The organism is Streptomyces sp. NPDC050704 (genome assembly GCF_040654355.1).
GTDB lineage: Bacteria > Actinomycetota > Actinomycetes > Streptomycetales > Streptomycetaceae > Streptomyces.
Map to the genome: position 1 here is coordinate 24,017 of NZ_JBFAHW010000121.1, position 6,654 is coordinate 30,670.

General features: G+C 70.1%; 6 protein-coding genes. 5 read left to right on the forward strand and 1 reads right to left on the reverse strand.

The genetic code is table 11. The features are described from left to right. The 3 genes from AB0I18_RS42720 to AB0I18_RS42730 all read left to right on the forward strand — a co-directional run bounded on the left by AB0I18_RS42720 (position 1) and on the right by AB0I18_RS42730 (position 4,336). A complete protein-coding gene (locus tag AB0I18_RS42720; protein WP_363111170.1) occupies positions 1 to 1,215 on the forward strand; it encodes an acetyl-CoA C-acetyltransferase in 1,215 nt (404 codons plus the stop codon). A gap of 30 nt (positions 1,216 to 1,245) precedes the next feature. Beyond that, positions 1,246 to 3,447 carry a 3-hydroxyacyl-CoA dehydrogenase NAD-binding domain-containing protein gene (locus AB0I18_RS42725; protein ID WP_363111171.1) on the forward strand — a complete coding sequence of 734 codons (2,202 nt, stop codon included), beginning with the start codon at positions 1,246 to 1,248 and terminating at the stop codon, positions 3,445 to 3,447. 163 nt (positions 3,448 to 3,610) lie between these two features. Next, positions 3,611 to 4,336, forward strand: a complete 726-nt coding sequence (locus tag AB0I18_RS42730; RefSeq protein WP_363111172.1) for an SDR family NAD(P)-dependent oxidoreductase — start codon at positions 3,611 to 3,613, stop codon at positions 4,334 to 4,336. Positions 4,337 to 4,363: 27 nt separating this feature from the next. Here the strand turns inward: AB0I18_RS42730 and AB0I18_RS42735 are convergent, their stop codons facing one another. Continuing rightward, a complete protein-coding gene (locus tag AB0I18_RS42735) occupies positions 4,364 to 5,074 on the reverse strand; it encodes a MerR family transcriptional regulator (RefSeq protein WP_363111173.1) in 711 nt (236 codons plus the stop codon). A 165-nt stretch (positions 5,075 to 5,239) separates the two neighbouring features. Between AB0I18_RS42735 and AB0I18_RS42740 the strand changes: the two genes are divergently transcribed. Beyond that, positions 5,240 to 5,980 (forward strand): class I SAM-dependent methyltransferase, encoded by a 741-nt coding sequence (locus AB0I18_RS42740; RefSeq protein ID WP_363111174.1) that lies wholly within the window; start codon positions 5,240 to 5,242, stop codon positions 5,978 to 5,980. Positions 5,981 to 6,093: 113 nt separating this feature from the next. Continuing rightward, positions 6,094 to 6,648 (forward strand): hypothetical protein, encoded by a 555-nt coding sequence (locus tag AB0I18_RS42745; protein WP_363111175.1) that lies wholly within the window; start codon positions 6,094 to 6,096, stop codon positions 6,646 to 6,648. Positions 6,649 to 6,654: the final 6 nt, after the last annotated feature.

Sequence of the window (6,654 nt, forward strand, 5' to 3'; positions counted from 1 at the left end):
GTGAGCACCGAAGCGTACGTGTACGACGCGATCCGCACTCCGCGCGGCCGCGGCAAGGCGAACGGCGCCCTGCACGGCACCAAGCCCGTCGACCTGGTCGTCGGGCTCATCCACGAGATCCAGGCCCGCTTCCCGGACCTCGACCCGGCCGCCATCGACGACATCGTGCTCGGCGTCGTCGGCCCTGTCGGCGACCAGGGCTCCGACATCGCCAGGATCTCGGCCCTTGCGGCAGGGCTGCCGGACACGGTGGCCGGCGTCCAGGAGAACCGCTTCTGTGCGTCCGGCCTGGAAGCCGTCAACCTGGCCGCGATGAAGGTCCGTTCGGGCTGGGAGGACCTGGTGCTCGCGGGCGGCGTCGAGTCGATGTCCCGGGTGCCGATGGCCTCCGACGGCGGCGCCTGGTTCGCCGACCCGATGACCAACCTCGCCACCAACTTCGTACCGCAGGGCATCAGTGCCGACCTCATCGCCACCATCGAGGGCTTCGGCCGCCGGGACGTCGACGAGTACGCGGCACTGTCCCAGGAGCGCGCGGCCGCGGCCTGGAAGGACGGCCGCTTCGAGCGGTCCGTCGTCCCGGTGAAGGACCGCAGCGGACTCGTCGTCCTCGACCACGACGAGCATCTGCGCCCCGGCACCACCGCCGACTCGCTGGCCAAACTGAAGGCGTCGTTCGCGGACATCGGCGACCTGGGCGGCTTCGACGCGGTGGCGCTGCAGAAGTACCACTGGGTGGAGAAGATCGACCACGTCCACCACGCGGGCAACTCGTCCGGCATCGTGGACGGTGCCTCCCTGGTCGCCGTCGGCTCGCAGGAGGTCGGCGAGCGCTACGGGCTCACTCCGCGCGCGCGGATCGTCTCCGCGGCCGTCTCCGGCTCCGAACCCACCATCATGCTGACCGGGCCCGCGCCCGCCACCCGCAAGGCGCTCAGGAAGGCGGGGCTGACCATCGACGACATCGACCTCGTCGAGATCAACGAGGCCTTCGCGGCGGTCGTCCTGCGCTTCGTCAAGGACATGGGCCTGTCCCTGGATAAGGTCAACGTCAACGGCGGCGCCATCGCCCTCGGCCACCCGCTGGGCGCCACCGGCGCGATGATCCTCGGCACGCTCGTCGACGAACTGGAGCGCCAGGACAAGCAGTTCGGCCTCGCCACGCTCTGCGTCGGCGGCGGCATGGGCATCGCCACGATCGTCGAGCGTCTCTGAACGTCCCGTCCCCCTTACGGAGAAACTGTCATGACCGAGAGCACCACCATCCGCTGGGAACAGGACGAGACCGGCGTCGTCACGCTCGTACTCGACGACCCCGACCAGTCCGCGAACACCATGAACCAGGCGTTCCGTGAGTCGCTCACCGCGATCGCCGACCGCCTGGAGACGGCAGTCCAAGCCGATCCCGACTCCGTGCGCGGCGTCGTCTTCACCTCCGCCAAGAAGACCTTCTTCGCGGGCGGCGACCTGCGCGAACTCATCCGGGTCACGCCCGGGACCGCCCAGCGGCTCCTCGACGCGAATCTCGCCATCAAGCGCGACCTGCGCCGCATCGAGACACTCGGCAAGCCCGTCGTCGCCGCGATGAACGGCGCGGCCCTGGGCGGCGGTTACGAGATCGCGCTGGCCTGCCACCACCGCGTCGCCCTCGACGCGCCCGGCTCCAAGATCGGCTGCCCCGAGGTCACGCTCGGCCTGCTGCCCGGAGGCGGCGGCGTCGTCAGGACGGTACGCCTCCTGGGCATCGCCGACGCGCTGCTGAAGGTGCTCCTCCAGGGCACCCAGTACAGCCCGCGGCGCGCCCTCGAAAACGGCCTCGTCCACGAAGTGGCGGCCACCCGCGAGGAGATGCTCGCCAAGGCCCGCGCCTTCATCGACGCCAACCCCGAGTCGAAGCAGCCCTGGGACAAGCCGGGCTACCGCATCCCGGGCGGCACCCCGTCCAACCCGAAGTTCGCGGCGAACCTGCCCGCCTTCCCGGCCAACCTGCGCAAGCAGACGAACGGCGCGCCCTACCCGGCGCCGCGCAACATCCTCGCGGCCGCCGTCGAGGGCTCCCAGGTCGACTTCGAGACCGCACAGGTCATCGAGGCGCGCTACTTCGTGGAGCTGGCCGCGGGCCAGACCTCCAAGAACATGATCCAGGCCTTCTTCTTCGACCTCCAGGCCGTCAACTCCGGTGCCAACCGCCCCAAGGGCGTGGAGCCCCGCCAGGTCCGCAAGGTCGCCGTCCTGGGCGCCGGGATGATGGGCGCGGGCATCGCGTACTCGTGCGCCCGCGCCGGCATCGACGTCGTCCTCAAGGACGTCTCGGCCGAGGCGGCGGCGAAGGGCAAGGCCTACTCCGAGAAGCTCTGCGCCAAGGCCGTCTCCCGGGGACGTACGACCCAGGAGAAGGCGGACGCGCTGCTCGCCCGCATCACGCCCACCGCCGACCCGCAGGGCGTGGCCGGCTGTGACGCGGTCATCGAGGCGGTCTTCGAGGACCCGGCGCTCAAGCACAAGGTGTTCCAGGAGATCCAGCACGTCGTCGAGCCGGACGCGCTGCTGTGCTCCAACACCTCGACCCTGCCGATCACCGTCCTCGCCGAAGGTGTCGAGCGGCAGGGCGACTTCGTCGGACTGCACTTCTTCTCGCCCGTCGACAAGATGCCGCTCGTCGAGATCATCAAGGGCGAGCGGACCGGCGACGAGGCCCTGGCACGCGCCTTCGACCTCGTACGGCAGATCAGGAAGACCCCGATCGTCGTCAACGACTCGCGCGGCTTCTTCACCTCCCGGGTCATCGGGCACTTCATCGACGAGGGCGTGGCGATGGTCGGCGAGGGCATCGAGCCCGCGTCCGTCGAGCAGGCGGCCGCCCAGGCCGGTTACCCGGCCAAGGTCCTCTCCCTGATGGACGAACTGACGCTCACCCTGCCGCGCAAGATCCGCGCCGAGTCGAAGCGGGCCGTCGAGGAGTCGGGCGGCACCTGGACGACGCACCCCGCCGAGGCGGTCATCAACCGCATGGTCGACGAGTTCGGCCGCACCGGACGCAGTGGCGGGGCGGGCTTCTACGAGTACGTGGACGGGAAGCGGGCCGGGTTGTGGCCCGGGCTGCGGGAGCACTTCACGCGCGAAGACGCCGAGATCCCCTTCCGCGACATGCAGGAACGCATGCTGTTCTCGGAGGCGCTGGACACCGTCCGGCTCCTGGAGGAGGGCGTCCTGACGTCCGTCGCCGACGCCAACATCGGGTCCGTCTTCGGGATCGGCTTCCCCGGCTGGACCGGTGGCGTCCTGCAGTACATCAACGGGTACGAGGGTGATCCCGGGGAAGGCGTCGGCCTGCCCGGATTCGTGGCACGCGCGCGTGAGCTCGCCGAGCGCTACGGGGAGAGGTTCACGCCGCCGGCGCTGCTCGTGGAGAAGGCGGAGAAGGGGGAGCGGTTCAGCGACGTGTGACGCCGGGGCCCGATGGTCAGGGCGGGCGGCTCGCTGCCGCCCGCCCACCGGATCGCCGACTCGTTCCGGGACCGGAGCCGACTCGTTCCGGGACCGGAGCCGACTCGTTCCGAGACCGGAAACGCCCCTTGCCCGGTACCTGACGGGTCATCACACTCGTCCCATGGAGACGCGGACCGCCCTGGTGACCGGAGCGGCACAGGGCCTCGGGCAGGAGTTCGCCGTCGCGCTCGCGGGGCGCGGCTACCGGGTGGCCGGACTCGACCTCGTCCCGCAGCCGGACACGGCCGAACGGGTCCTGGACTACGTGGAGTTGGTCGCCGACGTCACCGACGAGACGCAGATCCACGAGGCCCTGGAGCGGGTGCTCGACCAGTTCGGCACCCTGCACGTCCTGATCAACAACGCGGGCGTGTACCCGGAATCGGCCTTCGAGGAGACCACTCCCGAGGAGTGGCGGCGCGTCATGCGCGTCAACCTGGAGGCGCCGTTCCTGATGGCCCGCGCCGTGCTGCCGTACCTGAAGGCGGCGGGCTGGGGCCGCATCGTGAACATCGCCTCGGCCGCCGTCCTCACCGCCCCGCCCACGATGGTGGCGTACACCGCCTCGAAGGCCGGGCTGATCGGCCTCACCCGTGCGCTCGCCTCGGCGCTCGGCCCGTACGACATCACCGTCAACGCGATCGCGCCGGGCCTGGTCCGCACCGCCACGGCCGAGCGCACGGTCGGCGCGGACGGCGGCTTCGAGCAGGTCCGCTCCCGGCAGGCCGTACCCAGGACCCAGGAGCCGTCCGACCTCGTCTCCACCCTGCTGTACGTCGTCGACGAGGGCAGCGGCTTCCTGACCGGCCAGACGCTCAACGTGGCCGGCGGGTCTTCGTACCTGTGACCGTACTTGTGACTGCGGGCGCGGCGATCAGGACTCGGACTCCTTGAGCCACTCCCGCAGTTCCTCCTTGAGGGATCGCTGAAACGTCGTCAGGAGTGCCTGCACCACGAGGGGTTGCATGTGCGCCGACAGGTCCTTCACCGCCGCCACCGACGCGCGCTCGGACACCTCGTCCCGGAACAGCAGGGACAACTCGTGGGCCGCGGCACGGGTGTGCTCCATCAGGACCGTGCGCGCGGCGAGGATCGTCTCGTGCGCGATCGGTACGTCGAGCAGTTGGACGCCGAGCCGCAACAGCCCGAGGTCGACCCGGTACGTGCCCGGGGCGCCCGTCTCCCGCACGACGCTCATCGCGACGAGCCGCTCCAGATCCGCCTCGCCCAGCGGACGCCCCGCCCGACGTTCCAGCTCCGCGCGGCTCAGCTCCTCCGCCGAGTCCGGCGCCCAGGACGCCACCACGGCACGGTGGATGGCCAGGTCATGGGCGGTGAGCCCGGCCGGCAGCTGCTGCAGATAGCGTTCGATGGCGGCCAGCGTCATCCCCTGGTGCTGCAACTCCTCGATGAGTCCGAGCCGCGACAGGTGCTCCTGGCCGTAGTGACCCACCCGGCGGGCACCGATCACGGGCGGCGGCAACAGCCCCTTGGTGCTGTAGAAGCGGACCGTGCGGACCGTGACGCCCGCGCGTGCGGCCAGTTCGTCGACGGTGAGTGTCGGCTCCTCGGTGTCCGTCGTCATGGCGGCTCCTTCGGGTGGTGCGCCGGTGCGGTGCAACAGTATTGCTGTCTCACCAGTGTTGTGAAAGTGCCCTGGAGAGTCACGGCCCCGAGGCCCCGGCTGGGCCCGGCCCGGCCCGAGAAAAATCGGGCGCGCCGGCGGAACCCGGGGCGGTACGGTCCCGGCATGCAGGATGAGGACGGCGTCTTCGGTGAGAACATAGCGGCCACCTATGACGAGTCGACGGCGGACATGTTCCGGCCGGAGGCGGTGGATCCGGCGGTCGACGTGCTGGCCGAACTCGCAGGCCACGGACGGGCGCTGGAACTCGGCATCGGCACCGGCAGGATCGCGCTTCCGCTGGCCCGGCGCGGGGTTCCGGTGCACGGCATCGACATGTCCCGGGCCATGGTGGCCCGGTTGCGTGCCAAGCCGGGCGGCGACGCCATCGACGTGACGATCGGCGACTTCGCGACGACACGGGTGGCGGGCACGTTCACGGCCGCCTACCTGGTCTTCAACACGATCAACAACCTGACGACGCAGGACGCCCAGGTGGCCTGTTTCGGCAACGCCGCCGCCCACCTGGAGCCCGGCGGCTGTTTCGTCGTCGAGGTGGGGGTGCCGGAACTGCGCCTGCTGCCCCCGGGACAGAAGGCGGTGCCGTTCCACATCAGCCCGACGCGCTGGGCGTTCGACATCTACGACGTCGCCACCCAGGCCATGAGCTCGAACTACGTCACGATCGTCGATGGGCGTGCCGAGCACCAGTTCTTCCCGTTCCGGTACGTATGGCCTTCCGAGCTCGACCTGATGGCACGGCTCGCCGGACTACGGCTGCGCGACCGCTGGGAGGACTGGACACGGGCGCCCTTCACCAGCGAGAGCCGCCGACACGTCTCGGTCTGGGAGAAGCCCGTCGACTGACCGATTGACTGACCGACCGCCGGTCGCGACCGTTTTCTCCAAACCGGTGACTATCAGTCAACTCTGGCGCAGATGCGCGTTGTTGCGCACGCCTGAGCGGGAAAGGCATGAGCATGGAACTCATTCCTTACCCCGTAGGTCCCCTCAATCCGAAGGCCCAGGATCTCCTCGTCGCGTTGTCGCTGTTCGCCGCGGTCTTCCTGTTCTTCCTTCGGGTGCTGCCCCGGATACAGCGAGCACTCGAAGCGCGGGACGAAGCGATCAGAGGTGGCATCGAACACGCCGAAGGGGTACGGGCCCGCGCCGAGGAGAAGCGGGCCGAGGCGGAGGCGGTGCTGGCCGAGGCGCGGCACAGCGCGGCCCGGATCCGGCAGCAGGCCTACGAGGAGGGCACCGCCGTGATCGCGGCGACCCGTACCGAAGGACACCGCGAACGCGACGCCGTCCTGGCCGAGGGCCATGCCAGGACCGAGTCCGAGCGCGCCACCGCCGAGGCCGAACTCCGCATGCAGATATCGGAGCTGGCCTCGGACCTGGCGAGCCGCATCATGGGGGAGCGGATCGCGGCTCCCGTGGAACCCCGGCCCGGGGGGGGCCGCCGGGGGGCGGCGCCCCCCCCGCCGGGGCGTAAAGCACAACCCGGAATAAAAAAAACAACAACAACCTAAACGAAT